Genomic DNA, 16548 nt, shown 5'->3' on the forward strand with positions numbered 1-16548 from the left:
TCGGAGGATCTTGGTGCACTCACTCCACAAACCTACTTACTGCTCACTTCGGGGTGACTCCGAGCAACGGCGCGAGCTGCGTCGCGATCGGATTCAGGTTGAGCTTGTCCGGGTCCTTCTTCGGTGTGAAATCCCAGGGCTGGATCGTGTTCGGATCGGCGAAGACGATGCGGTTCGCGCTCCGCACGCCGGTGACACTGCCCTGGGGTACCTCGCACGACGCGTTCGTGTCGAGCGGGAAATCCTGCTGGGTGTCGTCGAAGTTCGGATCCTGCGCGCGCATCTGCGCGAGGATCTCCTGCGTCCCCTCGTACCCGATGGTGCACGAAGGTGGATTGTTGGTCTCGAGCACGATGCCTTGCCGCACCGCGCCGTCGCCCGGAGCGACCGTACTGGCACTGGCTGCGACCGCAGGCAGGAACGCCAACAGCGGCTGCAGGGCGGTCGCTTGCGGTGCGGCCGTCTCCGCCACTGCGGCGAGGTTGGCGAGATCGGCCGTCAGACCCGGACCGGAACCCTCGATCAACTGCGAGAGCTGATCGCTCGCGTCGGTGCCGGTCTCGATGAGCCGCCGCAGATCGGGATCGCTGTCGCGGAGCTGAGCGGTCACCAGATCCAGGTCCGAGCTGAACTGCCGGATCGCCGACGACTGGTCGGACTGCGTGTTCAGCACCGTGAGGCTGTCGCGGATCAAGGTGACCGTCTGCGGCAGATATTCCGACCCCTTCTCGCTGAGACCGGCAAGCGCGTCGATGAGCACCTGCAGGTCGTCGCCTCGGCCGTCGAAGGCCGCTCCGAGTTCGGTGACGACCGTGCGCAGCGGTTCGAGCGGAACCGAGCGCACGAGGTCGTTCGTGCTCACGAGCAGATCCTCGACCGGCGTGGGCAGATCCTCCTCGGTGCCCACGATCACCGACCCGTCCGTGAGATACGGGCCCTCGTCGTTCGGCGGTTGCAGATCGACGTACTGTTCGCCGATCGCCGACCGGTTGGCCACCACCGGCCGTGCCGACGCGGGGATCTGCGGGCCGCCGTTGTCCAGCCGCAGCTCGACGTTGATGCCGTCGTCCGTGAGCGTGAGCGGCCCGACCCGGCCCACCGGCACGCCGCGGTAGGTGACCTCGGCGTTCGGGAAGACACCGCCGGCGCTCGGGAACCGCGCGTCGACGGAGTACTGGCCGAATCCCATCAGGTTGTCGAGACGCACGTACCGGGCGCCGACGAACACGACGCCGAGCAGCGCGATGATCACGAACAGCGCGAGCTGCACTTTCACCACGCGCGATCTCACTGCCCACCCCCGAGTCCGAGCTGATTCAGCACACCGTCCAGCGGCCCCGGCGGCGGGGCCTCGTCACCTTCGGTATTCGTGTCGGCGCCCGCTTCGGTGACCCCGGGGATCTCGATTCCGTCGGGCAGCGACACGCCCTCGGGCAGCCTCAGACCGCCCGGCAGCCTCGGGGTGGGAAGCACCGGCAACAACGACACCGTCGGCCAGCCGGGTGCCGGGCCGTTGCCGCCGTAATACGGGTTGGACGGATCGACCAGCGGCTTCGGGTTGCCGAAGGCGGGCTCACGGTAGACCGGTTCGCCCTGGCCCACGCCGAGCGCGGCCAGTGCATCGCCGATCTGCAGGTCGACCAGCAGGAAGAGGTTCACCGAGCTGCCCAGCGCGACCTTCTCGACGCCGTCCGGGAACGGCACCGTGGGCACGAAGGCGAGTGCCTCGACGAGGTCGTCGCCCGAGGCCGCGAGTTGCTGGAGAGTCGGCCGCAGCGCGAGCAGATCGGCGATCAGATCCTCCTTGGACCGATCGAGAACGTCGACACCCGCGGTGCCGAGCCGGTCGAGCTGACCGAGCAACTGGGTGAGCTGGGGCCGCTGCTGTTCGAGCACCTCGGTCGCGACCGGCAGCTCGTCGAGTACCGCGGCGATCTTCTCGTTCTGATCCGCGACCCGCACCGTCAGCTCGTCGAGACCGTCCAGTGCCCGCGTGATGTCGTCGCGCTGCTGCTCGAGGCCGGTGATGAGCGTTTCGGCCTGCTCGATGAGGCTGCGGGTGGTGCCTTCGCGCCCGTCGAAGGCCGTCGACAGCTCGCTGACGATCGGCGCGAGCTGACCCACACCGCCACCGTTGAGCAGCAGTGACAGCGCGCCGAGCACCGGTTCGAGTTCGGTCGCGTGCCGAGTCCGATCGAGCGGGATCACGTCGCCGTCGGCGAGCCGGCCGGTGGGGGGCTCGTCCTCCGGCGGGGTGAGCTGAACGAACTTCTCGCCGAGCAGGCTCGATTGTTCGACGGTCGCGAAGGCGTTCGCCGGCAGGTCGACGCTCGAGTCGAGCACGATGCCGACATCGGCGGTCCATCCGAAATCGGATGCGACCGAGATGGATTCGACGCGCCCCACCGGAACGCCGTCGACCTTCACACTCGACTGCGGAACCAGGTCGAGCACATCGTCGAACTGGATCGACAGACGGATCGGGTCGCTGCCCACATCGGCGCCGCCGGGCAGCGGGATGTCGGACAACCCCCCGCACCCCGTGACCGTCACCGCGACCACGCACGCGGCCGCGCCGAATGCCGTTGCGCGACCCGCGCTCTTCGCGCCGCTCACCGATCTTCTCCCTGGAGGTCGAAACGGGGCGAGACCACGCCGGGCACCGTGCCCGGAGTGACCTGCCGCTGAATGTTCTCACCGCTGAGGATCCCGAACGGCAGGATCAGATCCGGGGACCGCTGGTCCTCGGTGATCTGCGTCGCGACATCGCGGCAACGGTCGATCAACGGCTGCATCTGCCGGCCGAGCTGCTCGAAACGTGGGTCTCCGGGCACGAGCTTCCCCAGGTCGATGAGCTTGCAGACCGCTCCCGCGGGATCCTGCAGGTCGGGCAGCACCAGCCGTGAGGCGAGCGCGCCCGCTTCGGCGTCGTACGAGTTGACGAGGTTGCTCACCGCCAGCGGGAGCAGCGTCAGCGAATCCACGAGTTCCTGGCGGCGGTTCGCCAAGGTCTCCGTGATCGGCACGAGCGCGTCGACATTGTCCTTCACAGCAGCCTGGTTGTCGCGCACGAACGTCGCAACGTCGCCGAGCGTGACCGACAGGGTGTTCAGGGCCTCGCCGAGATTCTGCCGCTCCCCCGCCAGGAAACCCGACAGATCGGCGAGCTGGGCGTTGAACTGGCGAACCTGCTCGTCGTTGGCCGCGAGGGCACTGACGAAGATCTGCAGGTTCTCGATCGTCCCGTAGAGATCGTCGCGCGACTGGTCGAGCGTGCGCGCAGCAGCCGACAGGTTCTCGATGCTCTGGCCGAGCGCCTCGCCGTTGCCGGCAAGATTCTGCGCCCCGACCTCCACGAAGTCGGTGAGTGCGCCTTCGCGGTTCGCCCCGTTCGGGCCGAGCGCGCGCGACAGTTCGTCGATGCTCGCATAGAGCGCATCGACCTCCACCGGGGTGGCGGTGCGGTCGCGATCGATCACCGCGCCGCTGCTCATCGTGTCGCCACCGGTGTAAGCAGGGGTGAGCTGCACGTAGCGGTCGGCGACGACGGACGGCGTGATCTGCACGGCACGCGCGTCGGCGGGAATGTCGACCCCGCGATCGACCCGCAGCCCGACCTTCACGAGGTCGCCCTGCGGTTCCACGGACGTCACCTTCCCCACCTCGACGCCCAGCACCCGGACGTCGGAGCCCTCGTAGATGCCCACGGCCTTGTCGAAATAGGCAGTGATCTCGGTGGTGCCCAGCCGGGTGAACATCCACCACCCCGCTCCGGCCAGGGCCACCACGCCCGCGACGACGGCTGCGATCAGCGCGATGCGCCCGCGATTGCCGCGGGACTCGCCGTTCTCGGCGTGTGCCATCAGTTGCCCCCTTCCAGACGGCGACCGGGCTCGCGGTAACCGGGGATCTCGGGCAGGCCGGGCGGCGTGAGGTTCACGATGACCTGGTCGAACCACCGGCCGTTGCCGACGACGTTGGTGTAGACGCGGACGAACGGTTCGTACAGTTGCATCGCCCGATCGAGGTTGTCGTTGTTCTCCTGGAGGACGTCGACGACACCGCGGAGTTGCTGCAGGGCGGGACCGATGGTCTCGCGGTTCTCCTCGACGAGTCCCGACAGTTCGGCCGACAGTCTCCTGGTGCCGTCGAGCAACTGCGAGATCGCCTGCTGACGGTTGTTGAGTTCCTCGACGAGCAGGGCACCGTCGGAGAGCAGCCGGTTGAACTCGGCATTGCGGTCGGCGAGCACCTTCGACACGTTGCCGGTCGCGTCGAGCAGCCTCTTCAACTCCTGATCGCGGCTCGAGACCGTCTCGGACAGGCGGCTGATGCCGTCGATCGAAGCCCGGATGTCGTCGGGTGTCTCCGAGAACGCCTCCGACAGGGTCTCGAAGCCGGTCGCCAGCTGTTCCGAGTCGATCTCACCGAGGGTCGTGGCCGCCGACGAGAACGCCTCGATCACGTCGTACGGCGCGACCGTCCGGTCGAGCGGGATCCGGTGATCGGGGTCGAGCACCTCCGTGCCCCGCGGGTCGAGTGCGAGATATTTCTGCCCGAGGATGGTCTTGATCTGGATCGAGGCGGACGTGTCGTTCCCGACCCACGCGTCCTGGACCTTGAACGAGACGATCACCCGGTCGCCTTCGAGGTCGACGCCGGTGACCTTGCCGACCTTCACGCCGGCGATGCGCACCTCGTTGGTGGGTTTGAGGCCCGCGGCCTCGCTGAACTCGGCCTTGTAGGTCGCGCCTGCCCCGATGATGGGTAGTTCGTCGAGGAAGAAAGCGGACAGTGTCCCCAGCAGCACCACGACGATGCCCAGGGCACCGGCGGCGGCCGGACTACGACGTGTGCTCATCGTCCCTGCAACTCCTGCATCCCGTCCTGCGAGCAACGCTTGGCCGCATTCGTGTAGATGGGTTGATTCACGGTCGGCAACCCCGTCGGCAGATTGAGGTACGGAACCGAGCCGGGACCTGCGATGACGTCGATACCGCACAGATAGAACTGGAACCACGAGCCGTAACTGGCGACGCGTGCGAGCTTGTCGAGCTTCACCGGCAGCGTCTCGAGGACACGGTCGAGCTCACCGCGATTCGCGTTGAGGTTCGAGGCCACCTGATCGAGGGCCGTGATCGACTGCGCGATCGACGGGCGGGTGGGTTCGAGCACGTCGGATACCGCGTCCGTCAGCCCGGCCATCGACTGCACCGCCGAGCCCACAGTGGCCCGGTCGGCCGACAGGCCGCTGACCAGTGCCTGCGTGTTGACCAGCAGCGAATCGAGCTGCTCGTCGCGCTGGTCGATCGTGGCGAGAACGGTGTTGAGATTGTCGATCACCGCACCGATCACCCGATCCTTGTCGGCGATGGTGTTCGTCAGCGACGCGGTGCTGCGGACCAGGTCATCGACGGTGCCCGCCTCGCCCTGGAACACCTGGACGATCTGGAACGAGAGCTTGTTGACGTCGTCGGCGCTCAGGGTCTGGAACAACGGCCGGAAGCCGTCGAAGAGCGTCGTGAGATTCACCGCCGGTTTGGTGCGTTCGATCGGGATCGTCGCGCCGCCGGTGATCTTCTCGCCCTGCGGACCCTCCCCCTGAGCGAGGGCGACGTACCGCTGGCCGACGAGATTGCGGAACCGGATGGTCGCGGTGGCGCCGGCCGGGAGCCAGTCGCGCTCCTCGAGCGAGAAGGTGACCCGCGCCTGCCGTTCGTCGAAGACCGAGATCTCCTCGACCTGCCCCACACGGACACCCGCGATCCGGATGTCGTCGCCCGGGTTGAGCGAGGTGACGTCGGAGAAGATCGCGTGGAACTTCGTTCCGCCACCACCTCCGACACTCGCGATGGTCGCGGCGAGGACACCGGTCGCGAGGACGGTGACGACAGCGAACACGACGAGTTTGATCAGGGGTGCTGCCAGGCCTCTCACTGGAAGCTCACCTCCGTACCGCGGATCGCCGGAGCCCCGAGCCGGGTGGTCCAGGACGGTACGTCCTCGGGTTCGACGCCGGTGGCCTGTCCGTAGATCACGTCGAGCGTGTCCTGTTCCATACGCGAACCGGCGTACGAGACCGGAGTCGCGTCATTGTTCGAGGTGCCGATGATGTCGCCGACCGCGTCGGGCACGCCGGATCCTTCCGGAGCAGGGAAGAAGTCGACGGTCGCCGGGCCGGGATTACGCGACGGGACCTGGTAGGAACCGTCGTTGATCGAGCCGCCCGGATACTGCGGGAACTTGCGGCCGGGCGCGGTGACGTCGCCGTAACAGGCCGGTCCGCGATCGTCGAGGAGTCGTGGCTCGTCCTGGTTCGGCAGGTAGCGACCCTTGGGATTGGTGAACTGGATGTTCGCGCGCACTCCCGGGTAGGGGTCGTCCACGCCGAGCAGGTCGACAGCAGCCGGCTTCGCAGCGGCGAATTCTTCGAAGGTGCACGGGAAGGACGGCGAGTACCGTGCGAGGATCTGCAACGCTTCCTTCGAATCGGCGGACAGGGTGATGATCGAGCGGGAGTTCTGCTCGATGAAATCGACCGTCTGCGACGACGCTCCCGTCGCGCTCGCGAGCAGGGTGCGGATCTGGTTCTGCTGTTCGACGACCGTGCCGCCCGTCGTGCGCAGGTTGTTCAGCGCCTCGACGAGATCGGGTGCGGCCTCGGAGTAGGTCTGTGAGAAGTCGGCGAGTCCGCGCAGATCCTCCTGCAGGGTGGGCAGTTCGACGTTCACCTCGCGGAAGATCCGTTCGAGGTCGTCGACCGTCCGTCCCAGCTTCTCACCGCGACCGCTCAATCCCTGTGCCAGCGCACCGAGCGTGTTGGCGAGGTCCTGCGGCGGGACGGCCTCGAGGAGCGGGAGCAGCCCGTCGAGCACGTCGCCGAGTTCGACGGTGCGTTCGCTGGTGTCCTGCACCAGCACGTCGCCGTTCGTGACGGGGCGGTCCGGGTCGTCGGGCAGGATCAGCGAGACGTACCGCTCGCCGAAGAGGGTCTTCGGCAGCAGCTGGGCGGTCGCGTTCACCGGGATCAGGGCGGCCTTGTCGGGGTCGAGGGCGAGATGCGCGGTGACGTCGCCGCCTTCCGCGCTCGTTCCGCGGACCTCACCGACGAGCACACCGCGCGCCTTCACGTCCGCGTTGAGCGGCAGCGCGTTTCCGATGCTGTCGGTGCGGAGATCGACCTCCACGACCTTCGTGAAGGTCTTGTTGTACATCGCAATCGTGACGTAGAGGAACAGCGCCAGCACCACGAAGAAGACGAGGCCCAGGGTGCGGCGACGCAACGGCGAAGTGGTCGTGTCGCTCATCCGGCAACCCTCACCGTGGTCGACGTGCCCCAGATCGCGAGGCTGAGGAAGAAGTCGAGAACGGCGATCGTGACGATCGCGGTGCGCACCGCGCGGCCCACGGCCACACCGACACCGGCGGGGCCGCCGCTGGCGTGGAAGCCGTAGTAGCAGTGGATGAGAATCACCACGAACGCGAAGACCAGCACTTTCGCGAACGAATAGAGGACGTCCTCGGGTGGGAGGAACAGATAGAAATAATGGTCGTACGAGCCGCTCGACTGGCCGTTGAACAGCGTGCTGATCGTGCGGGTCGCGAGGTAGGCGGCGAGGAGACCGATGATGTACAGCGGGATCACGGCGACGAAGCCGGCGATCATCCGGGAGGTCACCAGGAACGGCAGCGACGGCACGGCCATCACTTCGAGGGCGTCGATCTCCTCGCTGATCCTCATGGCGCCGAGCTGTGCCGTGAAGCCGCAGCCCACCGTCGCCGACAACGCGAGCGCCGCGACGATGGGGGCGAGCTCACGGGTGTTGACGTAGGCCGAGAGGAAGCCGGTGAGCACCGACGAACCGAGCTGTTCCAGCGCGGCGTAACCCTGCAGACCCACCACGACGCCGGTGAAGCCGGACATCATTGCGATGACGCCGATGGTGCCACCGATCACGGCGAGTGCACCGCTGCCGAAAGTGACCTCGGCGAGCAACCGCAGGACTTCCTTGCGGTAGTGGGTCAGGGTTCGCGGGGTCCATGCCACGGCACGCGCATAGAAGGACATCTGGTCGCCCGCGCGGTCGAGCATGTTCAGCGGTGCGCGCACCGCTCGGCGACCCCGGAGAAGAACGAGATCTCCGCGGCCTCTGGAGACTGTCATCTGGTCAGGATCCCTTCGCAGGAACGATCTGCAGGTACACCATCGTCAGGATCAGGTTCGCGAAGAAGAGCAGCAGGAACGTGATGACGACGGTCTGGTTCACGGCCTCCCCCACGCCTTTCGGCCCCGCACCGGGGTGCAGGCCCTTGTAGGACGCGACGACGCCGGCGATCAACCCGAAGATCGCGGCCTTGAGTTCGGCGACATAGAGGTCGGGTAGCTGTGCGAGGGCCGAGAAGGACGCGAGGTACGCGCCGGGCGTGCCTCCCTGCAGCACCACGTTGAAGAAGTAACCACCGGCGATGCCGATCACGGAGACGAGGCCGTTGAGCAGAAGCGCGACGAGAACCATCGCCAGTACTCGCGGGACGACGAGACGCTGGATGGGATTGATGCCCAGCACCTCCATGGCGTCGATCTCCTCGCGGATCGTCCGCGATCCGAGGTCGGCGGTGACCGCGGATCCGGCGGCGCCGGCGATCAGCAGGGCCGTCACGATCGGACTGCCCTGCTGGATGACCGCCAGCACACTCGCTGCGCCCGTGAACGATTCGGCGCCGAGCTGCTTGATCAGCGAACCGGTCTGCAACGACACGACAGCGCCGAACGGGATCGCGACGAGCGCGGTCGGAAGAATCGTCACGCTGGCGATGAACCACGCCTGCTCGATGAATTCCCGAAACTGGAACGGTCGGCGGAAAGTGTTCCGCACGACGTCGACGAACAGTTCGACGATGTTGCCGGCCTGGGTGAGTGCGCCGTGAACCGGCCGCACGAGCGAACTGCCCGCCCCCATCTGCTCTCCTACTTCTCCAGCCTGCGGCTGCACTACTTCTGTCGCTGTACCCCTGCTGATGAGGCTGTTGCTACCTCTGGACCTGCTGCTCGTACCCCTCTCCGGTGTAGGCGGGGATGACCTGGGTGTCGTCGTCGGCGTAGCCACGAGAGGTGTGTGGTGCGCCGTTGTGGTCGAGCGATTCGGCAATGGCCTGTTGGGCGGCGGGAGGCAGGGTGTGCAGGATCGAGCGCACCCGTTGCTGCCGACGCGCCACCGCCTGCCGCTCCGGCATACCCGGAGTCGCCTGCATCTGCGGCACGATCCCTTCGATGTCGTCGACCCCACCGGCATGATGCCCGGCCTCCACGAGCGCCTGCTCGTGCGCCATCGTCGCCTCGTCCTTCTCCTCCGACATCCCGATCGGACCGATCATCGTGCCGTTGAGGAACTGCTTGACCACCGGCTCGTCCGAGGTCAGCAACACCTCACGCGGACCGAACATCACCAACTGCCGGCGGAACAACATCCCGATGTTGTCCGGCACCGTGCGCGCCAGATTGATGTTGTGCGACACGATCAGGATCGTCGCGTCGATCTCGGCGTTGATATCGATCAACGTCTGCGAGATGTAGGTGGTGCGCACCGGATCGAGCCCCGAGTCCGGTTCGTCGACCAGGATGATCTCCGGATCGAGCACCAGCGCCCGCGCCAGCCCGGCGCGCTTGCGCATGCCACCGGAGATCTCCCCGGGCAGCTTGTCCTCGGCGCCGAGCAGACCGACGAGCTCGAGCTTGCTCATCACGATCTGCCGGATCTCCGATTCGGTCTTCTTGGTGTGCTCGCGCAGCGGGAAGGCGACATTGTCGTAGAGATTCATCGACCCGAACAACGCACCGTCCTGGAACAGCACCCCGAACAGCTTGCGGATCTCGTAGAGCTCCTTGCTCGAGCACTGCAGGATGTCGGTGCCGTCGATGACGATCGATCCCTGCTCCGGACGCAGCAGACCGATCAGCGACTTGAGGAACACCGACTTACCGGTACCCGACGGGCCGAGCAGCGCGCTGACCTCACCGGCCGGCAGGGTCAACGTCACGTCCTGCCAGATGCGTTGCGAGCCGAAGGACTTGGTCAGTCCCTCGACGGAAACCTCGACTCCCACGATTACCTCCGCTATCCGATACCGTCGCCCCCCTGTGTGGGCTGGGCCACTCTATCGCATGGATAGTGGTACCTGTGACAAGCGATCCTACTCATGAGTAAGGATCTCGTACAAGGGGTACACAAATCTCGCCTTATGCCGTGACCTGCAGGAACGCCGGGGTGAAATACAGTTCGGATATACCGGACATATAGCTCGGAGTTCTTTTCCACGATATGCAGAAGGGCCGTTTCCGCGAAGCGAATTCGCGGAAACGGCCCTTGTGCGGAACCGTCCCGAGGAGCGCCGAACGCTCGACGGGGAAGTTCGGAAACCGTCCTACTTGACGGTGACCTTGGCGCCGGCCTCTTCGAGCTTGGCCTTGGCAGCGTCGGCAGCGTCCTTGGCGACCTTCTCGAGGATCGGCTTCGGAGCACCCTCGACGAGGTCCTTGGCTTCCTTCAGGCCCAGGCCGGAGACGATCTCGCGAACGACCTTGATGACCTGGATCTTCTTCTCGCCGGCACCCTCGAGGATGACGTCGAACTCGTCCTGCTCCTCAGCAGCCTCGGCAGCGGCAGCCGGAGCGCCGGCAGCGGCGACGGCGACCGGAGCAGCAGCGGTGACCTCGAAGGTCTCCTCGAATGCCTTCACGAACTCCGAGAGCTCGAGCAGGGTCAGTTCCTTGAACGCGTCGAGCAGCTCTTCGGTGGTGAGCTTCGCCATGGTGGCGGTCCTTCCTGATAAGTCCCATGTCGCTGATCCGCGACCCGATGGGATGGTGCGTACCGGAGCACGCGTGGATGTATCTTTCGCGGTGATGCAGATTCGCAGTGATGCGGATCAGCGTCAGGCGGCTTCTTCGCCCGCCTTCTTCTCCTGCAGAGCGGCCGCGAGGCGGGCCACCTGAGAAGCGGGGGCGTTGAACAGGCCTGCGGCCTTTGCCAAGTTGCCCTTCATCGCGCCGGCGAGCTTGGCCAACAGCACCTCGCGGGACTCGAGGTCCGCGATCTGGTTGACCTGCTCCACGGACAGCGCAGCGCCGTCCATGTAGCCGCCCTTGATGACGAGTGCCTTGTTGTCCTTCGCGAAGGTCTTGAGAGCCTTCGCAGCGTCCACCGGCTCGCCCTTGACGAACGCGATGGCGGTCGGACCGACGAACAGGTCGTCGAGACCCTCGACGCCCGCCTCAGCGGCGGCACGCTTGACCAGGGTGTTCTTGGCGACGGAGTAGGTGGCACCCTCTCCGAGAGCGCGACGCAGCTCGGTCAGACGTCCCACCGACAGACCACGGTATTCCGTGATCACGGCGGCCGTGGAGGTCTTGAACTGCTCGGTGATCTCCGCAACTGCGGAAACCTTCTCGGGCTTTGCCATACTTCGCCTCCTCTCAGTAACAGTCGTTTTCCCGGTGTCCCGACTGGGACGCCCCACCGGGGGACCGCGGTGGCCGGAAACGACGAACGCCCCGGCGCAGGGCACACGGGGCGTACAGGAGGAGGAACATCGATCGCGCGCGGAGCACGTTCGCGGTTCGCATCTTTCCTGACCTCGTCCTCCTGCGTGGGCCGCCGGACAACTCCGGACCTTCAACCGATCCGCACGCGGATTCGGTGACCAACGGTCTTGGGTAGAACATGATCGGGGTGAAGATCGGCACACGCCGAACTACCCGACCACTGTAGCGGACGAGCTCCTTCGAATGCAAAACGGCCGGCACAGCGATGCTGTGCCGGCCGTTCCGGATGCAAGATCTGCGCTGCCTGCAGGGCGAATTACTCCGCGGTCTCGAGGAGGTTGCGGGTGCGCTGCGGATCCACCGGGATGCCCGGTCCGGTGGTCGTAGCGATCGTGACCTTCTTGATGTAGCGGCCCTTCGCGCTGGACGGCTTGGCGCGGAGCACCTCGTCCAGAGCAGCAGCGTAGTTCTCGACCAGCTTGGTCTCGTCGAACGAGGCCTTGCCGATCACGAAGTGCAGGTTGGCGTTCTTGTCGACGCGGAAGCTGATCTTGCCACCCTTGATGTCGGTGACGGCCTTCGCGACGTCCGGGGTGACCGTACCCGTCTTCGGGTTCGGCATCAGACCACGGGGACCGAGGACGCGGGCGATACGACCGACCTTCGCCATCTGATCGGGAGTCGCGATGGCGGCGTCGAAGTCCAGCCAGCCGCCCTGGATGCGCTCGATCAGATCCTCGGCGCCGACCACATCGGCACCGGCGGCCTCTGCCTCGGCAGCCTTCTCGCCCACCGCGAAGACGATGACGCGAGCGGTCTTACCCGTGCCGTGCGGCAGGTTGACCGTGCCGCGCACCATCTGGTCCGCCTTACGGGGATCCACACCGAGTCGCATGGCGACCTCGACGGTGGCGTCGTAGTTCTTCGAGGTGGTCTCCTTCGCGAGCTTGGCAGCTGCGAGGGGGCTGTACAGGTTGTCCGAGTCGATCTTCTCGGCCGCGGCGAGGTATGCCTTGCTGCGCTTTGCCATGTTCTTTCCTAACTTCTCACCGACAGGTGAATGGTTCGGGCGTGGTAGCGGGCCTGGCCGGCCCTCCCACGAGTACTACTTGGGGTGGGACTCAGCCCTCGACCGTGATGCCCATCGACCGAGCGGTGCCGGCGATGATCTTCGCGGCGGCCTCGATGTCGTTGGCGTTCAGGTCTTCCTGCTTGGTCTTGGCGATCTCGCGCACCTGATCCATGGTCACCTTGGCGACCTTGGTCTTGTGCGGCTCGCCGGAGCCCTTCTGCACGCCCGCAGCCTTGAGCAGCAGCTTGGCGGCCGGAGGCGTCTTCAGCTTGAAGTCGAACGAGCGGTCCTCGTAGACCGTGATCTCGACCGGCACGACGTTTCCGCGCTGCGACTCGGTCGCGGCGTTGTACGCCTTGCAGAACTCCATGATGTTGACGCCGTGCTGGCCCAGTGCGGGGCCGACCGGCGGAGCCGGGTTGGCCGCGCCGGCCTGGATCTGGAGCTTGATGAGCCCGGCGATCTTCTTCTTCTTGGGGGGCATCTCTATTCCTAGTTTCTTGCTCGGTGTGGTTCTTGCGTACTGCTACTGCAAGTCTGTGCGCGCCGGATGCCGGCGCCGTCGGGTCCTGGGGACCGTCAGATCTTCGACACCTGGTTGAACGACAACTCCACGGGAGTCTCACGGCCGAAGATCGACACCAGGACCTTGAGCTTCTGCTGCTCGGCGTTGACCTCGCTGATGGAGGCGGGCAGCGTGGCGAACGGACCGTCCATCACGGTGACGGACTCGCCGACCTCGAAGTCCACCTCGATGGCGGGCTTCGCAGCTGCGGCGGGAGCCTGCTCGCCTGCGGCCGGGGCGCCTGCCGCCGGCTTCTTCTTCGCCTGCTGCGGAAGGAGGAACTTCACGACCTCCTTGATCGTCAGCGGCGACGGACGCGAGGTGGCTCCGACGAAACCGGTGACGCCGGGCGTGTTCCGGACGGCACCCCACGACTCGTCGTTGAGTTCCATCCGCACCAGGATGTAACCGGGCAGGACCTTGCGGTTGACCTGCTTGCGCTGGCCGTTCTTGATCTCGGTGACCTCTTCGGTCGGCACCTCGACCTGGAAGATGTACTCGGTGAGGTCGAGGTTCTGCACGCGGGTCTCGAGATTGGTCTTGACCTTGTTCTCGTAGCCGGCGTAGGAGTGCACGACGTACCAGTCGCCGGGCTCGCGCCGCAGCTGCTTCTCGAGGGCCTCGGCCGGGTCGACCTCGTCCTCGGCGGCGTCGGCTTCGGCGCCATCCGTTGCGTCGGATACATCGGCATCGGACTCGGCAGCAGTGTCGGACTCGGCAGCAGTGTCGGACTCGGAGACCTCGGTGTCCGCATCCGCCGACTCGGCCGTCACGTCGTCAACCAAGGCCTCGTCCGAAACGTGCTCCTCGGCCGAAGCCTCGTACGAGTCGTTCTCGGGGGTGCTCACCGGGCACTTTCCTCTCGTCGATCACATTTTTCGTCTCGCGCGCGGACAGGCGCTAACCGAACAACCAGCTGACGCCCTGCACGAACGCCAGATCCAATCCGAAGATGAACGCCGTCATGACGGTCACGAACGCAATGACCACGAGCGTGTAGGTGGTCAACTGCTTGCGATTGGGCCAGATCACCTTGCGGAGCTCGGCGACGACCTCACGGAAGAAGCGCGCGAGACGCTTGAAGATGTTCTCGGACTTCGCGGCGGGACGATCGCTCACGGCCGTGGCCGCACGCGACGTCTTGTTCGTGGACACCGCGCTCGTCGTGGACGCCGAGGAACCGGCTGCACCACGGCGGGTGACCCGCTTACCGGTAGGCCGAGCGACCGCGGAGGAACCGTCGGGGGTTGCGCCGGTAGCCGTTCCAGCGTCGCCGGGAGTGTTCCCTGCGGTGCCGCTGTGGCGCTGACCGCGCTCCTCGCTCACATCGTTCCTCTCGGTCGCTGGCAGTCCGGGGGCAGGGGCGACAGGACTTGAACCTGCAACCTGCGGTTTTGGAGACCGCTGCTCTGCCAATTGAGCTACGCCCCTCTGGTCGGACATCCACACTCGTACGAAGCGAGTGTCCGGAACCGACCCATCTGCGACCACATGACACGCGCGCTACTCCGTCGGGCCGTGACGGCCTTCGAAGAGCAGCGCGCTGCTATGCGATCCCAGAAGCCTAAGTGTACTGCATTGCCCCGGGACAAACCCAATCCGCTCGGCCGTCAGGCCAAACGGACCGTTGCCGTGGCCCGCCCGAAGATCTTCCGACCGTCGGACTTCGCCACGATAGCGACCACTGCTGTCTTGCTCTCCTCGTCCACCGACTTGATCCTGCCGGTGAACTCGATCTCGGCGGCCTTGTCGGCCTCCACATACACCGGGCTGGTGAAACGAACGTTGTATTCGGTCACCGCGCCGGGGTCTCCCAGCCACTCCGTGACGAAGCCGGCCGCGATGCCCATCGAGAGCATGCCGTGCCCGACGACATCACGCAAGCCGGCCAGTTCGGCCACCTTGTCGCTCCAGTGGATCGGGTTGGGATCACCCGACACACCTGCATAGTTGACCAGATTTCCGCGCGTGAGTGTGACGACCTTCGACGGAAGCTCGTCCCCCACCGCGACATCCGCGAAGCTACGGAGTGTCACTGTGCATCACCACATCCTTGACCGCGTGTGCGATGTTGTCGTCGACCTCGCCACCGGATCGGGCCACGAGCGTCGTCCAGGACGTGAGCACGAGGTTGTCGTACTGGTCCGTGATCACGTTCTTCGTGGTGATGATGTCGCTGCCGGCCGCCTGACGGAAATCGTCGAGGTAGACGTCGCAGAAGAGCCGGTCGCCGGCCTGGATCGGGCGGTGGTAGACCATCCGCTGATCGGTCTGCATGATCTGGCTCAGGTCGTATCCGGTGACGACCTCTTCGAACAGCTTTCGCTGCGCGATCATGCCGACGATGGACACGAAGGTCAGCGGGGCGATCACCCCGTCGTAACCCAGTCCGCGGGCAGCGTCGTCGTCGTGATGCGCCGGATGCGCATCGCGCACGGCCCGGGCGTACTCGCGGATCTTCTCGCGACCCACCTCGTAGTAGTCGTCCACCCGGTAGTGGTGCCCGACCATGGACTTGGCGTGCGCGGCGGCATCGAACGGGATCCCGGCCTGTTCGGTCGCGTCCACCGATTCCTGGTTCTCGAGTACGTTCGTCATACGCAAAACCTCCGCAATCCCGACGACGCCAACTGGCACGGTCGGTATTGCGGAGACCTTATGCGTCGACGTCGTTCCGACCGGCTACTTGGACTCGCGGTGCGACTGGTGCGTACCGCAGTTCGGGCAGAACTTCTTCAGTGCGAGCCGGTCGGGGTCGTTGCGACGGTTCTTCTTGGTGATGTAGTTGCGGTGCTTGCACACCTCGCAGGCCAAGGTGATCTTCGGCCGAACGTCAGTAGAGGAGGCCACGGGATGCCTTCTTTCGCGTCAATCCGATCAGTATCGATCAGGGTGGATCAATGAACTTTTGGTAGCGGTGACCGGACTTGAACCGGCGACGCAACGATTATGAGTCGTTTGCTCTACCAACTGAGCTACACCGCCTCGGTGCCGAGTGTCGCTACGAAGGCGGCACCTCAATCCAGCGAGCCCCCTGACGGAATCGAACCGTCGACCTTTTCCTTACCATGGAAACGCTCTGCCGACTGAGCTAAGGGGGCGTGGCCTCCGGAGCATCTCTGCTCGCTGCGGCCTCCAAAAGATTACACACACTCGGTCCCGGTGCAAAATCCGCAGGTAGAGACACATAAACGGGCACTGCTCGTCGGGCACTGCCCGTCGGGCTGCGCCTGCCGAGTCCTTGCGTCGGTGGGCGTACACGCGTTCACCGCCGGCGGTGAACACCCGAAGGGTGGCCACCGAGGACGACGCGACGTCGAAGAGACCGGCATGCGAGACGACCCGGAAATGCAGAACGGCCCCGGTTCC

Annotated in this window: 18 protein-coding genes and 3 tRNA genes; all 21 read right to left on the reverse strand. The window is 65.7% G+C overall.

Annotation, left to right across the window (positions count from 1 at the left end; translation table 11 throughout):
• Positions 1 to 43 precede the first annotated feature (43 nt).
• Positions 44 to 1291, reverse strand: coding sequence for an MCE family protein (locus A8G18_RS02165; protein WP_064062573.1), 1248 nt, complete (start codon positions 1289 to 1291; stop codon positions 44 to 46).
• Positions 1288 to 2616 carry an MCE family protein gene (locus tag A8G18_RS02170; RefSeq protein ID WP_064062574.1) on the reverse strand — a complete coding sequence of 443 codons (1329 nt, stop codon included), beginning with the start codon at positions 2614 to 2616 and terminating at the stop codon, positions 1288 to 1290. The genes A8G18_RS02165 and A8G18_RS02170 overlap by 4 nt, the downstream gene beginning before the upstream one ends.
• Positions 2613 to 3863, reverse strand: a complete 1251-nt coding sequence (locus A8G18_RS02175) for an MCE family protein (RefSeq protein ID WP_064062575.1) — start codon at positions 3861 to 3863, stop codon at positions 2613 to 2615. The genes A8G18_RS02170 and A8G18_RS02175 overlap by 4 nt, the downstream gene beginning before the upstream one ends.
• Positions 3863 to 4861 (reverse strand): MCE family protein, encoded by a 999-nt coding sequence (locus A8G18_RS02180; RefSeq protein ID WP_064062576.1) that lies wholly within the window; start codon positions 4859 to 4861, stop codon positions 3863 to 3865. Before A8G18_RS02180 ends, A8G18_RS02175 begins: the two co-directional genes overlap by 1 nt.
• Positions 4858 to 5937: an MCE family protein gene (locus A8G18_RS02185; RefSeq protein ID WP_064062577.1), complete on the reverse strand. Its 1080-nt coding sequence runs from the start codon at positions 5935 to 5937 to the stop codon at positions 4858 to 4860. The genes A8G18_RS02180 and A8G18_RS02185 overlap by 4 nt, the downstream gene beginning before the upstream one ends.
• On the reverse strand, positions 5934 to 7307 hold the full coding sequence (locus A8G18_RS02190) for an MCE family protein (RefSeq protein ID WP_064062578.1): 1374 nt from the start codon (positions 7305 to 7307) through the stop codon (positions 5934 to 5936). Before A8G18_RS02190 ends, A8G18_RS02185 begins: the two co-directional genes overlap by 4 nt.
• The gene (locus A8G18_RS02195) at positions 7304 to 8164 is read right to left on the reverse strand and encodes an MlaE family ABC transporter permease (RefSeq protein WP_064062579.1); all 861 of its coding nucleotides are present in this window, start codon (positions 8162 to 8164) and stop codon (positions 7304 to 7306) included. The genes A8G18_RS02190 and A8G18_RS02195 overlap by 4 nt, the downstream gene beginning before the upstream one ends.
• A 4-nt stretch (positions 8165 to 8168) precedes the next feature.
• Positions 8169 to 8960 (reverse strand): MlaE family ABC transporter permease, encoded by a 792-nt coding sequence (locus A8G18_RS02200; RefSeq protein ID WP_006552286.1) that lies wholly within the window; start codon positions 8958 to 8960, stop codon positions 8169 to 8171.
• Positions 8961 to 9030: 70 nt separating this feature from the next.
• Entirely contained in the window at positions 9031 to 10107 is a 1077-nt protein-coding gene (locus tag A8G18_RS02205; RefSeq protein ID WP_064062580.1) for an ABC transporter ATP-binding protein, read from the reverse strand.
• 315 nt (positions 10108 to 10422) lie between these two features.
• Entirely contained in the window at positions 10423 to 10809 is a 387-nt protein-coding gene (gene rplL / locus A8G18_RS02210) for a 50S ribosomal protein L7/L12 (RefSeq protein WP_016932673.1), read from the reverse strand.
• A gap of 123 nt (positions 10810 to 10932) precedes the next feature.
• A complete protein-coding gene (gene rplJ / locus A8G18_RS02215; protein ID WP_016932672.1) occupies positions 10933 to 11460 on the reverse strand; it encodes a 50S ribosomal protein L10 in 528 nt (175 codons plus the stop codon).
• A 398-nt stretch (positions 11461 to 11858) separates the two neighbouring features.
• Positions 11859 to 12572, reverse strand: coding sequence for a 50S ribosomal protein L1 (gene rplA / locus A8G18_RS02220; RefSeq protein WP_016932671.1), 714 nt, complete (start codon positions 12570 to 12572; stop codon positions 11859 to 11861).
• A 91-nt stretch (positions 12573 to 12663) separates the two neighbouring features.
• The gene (rplK, locus tag A8G18_RS02225; protein WP_016932670.1) at positions 12664 to 13098 is read right to left on the reverse strand and encodes a 50S ribosomal protein L11; all 435 of its coding nucleotides are present in this window, start codon (positions 13096 to 13098) and stop codon (positions 12664 to 12666) included.
• Between the two features lie 95 nt (positions 13099 to 13193).
• The gene (gene nusG / locus A8G18_RS02230; protein ID WP_064062581.1) at positions 13194 to 14027 is read right to left on the reverse strand and encodes a transcription termination/antitermination protein NusG; all 834 of its coding nucleotides are present in this window, start codon (positions 14025 to 14027) and stop codon (positions 13194 to 13196) included.
• Positions 14028 to 14079: 52 nt separating this feature from the next.
• The gene (secE, locus tag A8G18_RS02235) at positions 14080 to 14505 is read right to left on the reverse strand and encodes a preprotein translocase subunit SecE (protein ID WP_064062582.1); all 426 of its coding nucleotides are present in this window, start codon (positions 14503 to 14505) and stop codon (positions 14080 to 14082) included.
• A gap of 32 nt (positions 14506 to 14537) precedes the next feature.
• A tRNA-Trp gene (locus tag A8G18_RS02240) sits at positions 14538 to 14610 on the reverse strand.
• Positions 14611 to 14789: 179 nt separating this feature from the next.
• Positions 14790 to 15215, reverse strand: coding sequence for a (3R)-hydroxyacyl-ACP dehydratase subunit HadB (hadB, locus tag A8G18_RS02245; RefSeq protein ID WP_016932668.1), 426 nt, complete (start codon positions 15213 to 15215; stop codon positions 14790 to 14792).
• The gene (hadA, locus tag A8G18_RS02250) at positions 15202 to 15777 is read right to left on the reverse strand and encodes a (3R)-hydroxyacyl-ACP dehydratase subunit HadA (RefSeq protein ID WP_016932667.1); all 576 of its coding nucleotides are present in this window, start codon (positions 15775 to 15777) and stop codon (positions 15202 to 15204) included. Before hadA ends, hadB begins: the two co-directional genes overlap by 14 nt.
• 84 nt (positions 15778 to 15861) lie before the next feature.
• Positions 15862 to 16029, reverse strand: coding sequence for a 50S ribosomal protein L33 (gene rpmG, locus A8G18_RS02255; RefSeq protein ID WP_016932666.1), 168 nt, complete (start codon positions 16027 to 16029; stop codon positions 15862 to 15864).
• A 59-nt stretch (positions 16030 to 16088) separates the two neighbouring features.
• Positions 16089 to 16164 (reverse strand) — tRNA-Met (locus A8G18_RS02260).
• Between the two features lie 43 nt (positions 16165 to 16207).
• Positions 16208 to 16280: transfer RNA gene (locus tag A8G18_RS02265), tRNA-Thr, on the reverse strand.
• Positions 16281 to 16548 lie beyond the last annotated feature (268 nt).

Source organism: Rhodococcus gordoniae (assembly GCF_001646655.1).
Classification (GTDB): domain Bacteria; phylum Actinomycetota; class Actinomycetes; order Mycobacteriales; family Mycobacteriaceae; genus Rhodococcus; species Rhodococcus gordoniae.

Bases quoted from the DNA above. Each gene is read 5' to 3' on its own strand.
- A8G18_RS02175 (WP_064062575.1), bottom strand. From the start codon at position 3,863: ATGGCACACGCCGAGAACGGCGAGTCCCGCGGCAATCGCGGGCGCATC.
- A8G18_RS02195 (WP_064062579.1), bottom strand. From the start codon at position 8,164: ATGACAGTCTCCAGAGGCCGCGGAGATCTCGTTCTTCTCCGGGGTCGC.
- rplA (WP_016932671.1), bottom strand. From the start codon at position 12,572: ATGGCAAAGCGCAGCAAGGCATACCTCGCCGCGGCCGAGAAGATCGAC.
- rplJ (WP_016932672.1), bottom strand. From the start codon at position 11,460: ATGGCAAAGCCCGAGAAGGTTTCCGCAGTTGCGGAGATCACCGAGCAG.
- A8G18_RS02200 (WP_006552286.1), bottom strand. From the start codon at position 8,960: ATGGGGGCGGGCAGTTCGCTCGTGCGGCCGGTTCACGGCGCACTCACC.
- A8G18_RS02180 (WP_064062576.1), bottom strand. From the start codon at position 4,861: ATGAGCACACGTCGTAGTCCGGCCGCCGCCGGTGCCCTGGGCATCGTC.
- hadA (WP_016932667.1), bottom strand. From the start codon at position 15,777: ATGACGAACGTACTCGAGAACCAGGAATCGGTGGACGCGACCGAACAG.
- A8G18_RS02190 (WP_064062578.1), bottom strand. From the start codon at position 7,307: ATGAGCGACACGACCACTTCGCCGTTGCGTCGCCGCACCCTGGGCCTC.
- rplL (WP_016932673.1), bottom strand. From the start codon at position 10,809: ATGGCGAAGCTCACCACCGAAGAGCTGCTCGACGCGTTCAAGGAACTG.
- rplK (WP_016932670.1), bottom strand. From the start codon at position 13,098: ATGCCCCCCAAGAAGAAGAAGATCGCCGGGCTCATCAAGCTCCAGATC.